Consider the following 510-nt stretch of genomic DNA (forward strand, 5'->3'; position numbering starts at 1 on the left):
GTCGCCCTGTAAATCCTCATCATTAGTCAATACATTACCCGATACTGAAGTGTTTACTAACGTGTCGTTAATATCATCTATAGCATCAGTAGTATTTGGATCACCGCCTATTGTAATATATACTGTTGCTCTATCACATGCCTGTGGTGTACCATCATCACATATCTCGTAAATAAATTGATCTGTTCCTGTGAAAGTAGGATCGTTAGGTATATAGGTAAAAGTACCGTCTGTGTTTAAAGTAAGACTTCCGTTTACTGGTCCTTGTATTGGATTAGTGTTTACCGTTTGATTATCTCCTTCTGGATCACTATCATTATCACTAATATTTCCTACAATTGTTGCACCAGGAATACCAATATATGCATCATCATTAGCATAAGTATGATTGATATCTCCATCAGGATCTTCATCAACAGTAATAGTTAAAATAGCTGAGTCTGTGGCTGGATTAAGGTTATCATCTACAATAAAGTATTCAAATGTATCCTCACCTGTAAATCCTGCTGC

At 36.1% G+C, this 510-nt stretch carries 1 protein-coding gene; it reads right to left on the reverse strand.

Annotated features, from left to right (window positions below; translation table 11 throughout):
* Positions 1 to 510: Ig-like domain-containing protein (locus RM538_RS13380; RefSeq protein ID WP_311333941.1), on the reverse strand; the 510-nt coding region annotated here is incomplete at both ends.

Source organism: Patiriisocius hiemis, from assembly GCF_031846325.1.
Taxonomy (GTDB): Bacteria; Bacteroidota; Bacteroidia; order Flavobacteriales; family Flavobacteriaceae; genus Patiriisocius_A; species Patiriisocius_A hiemis.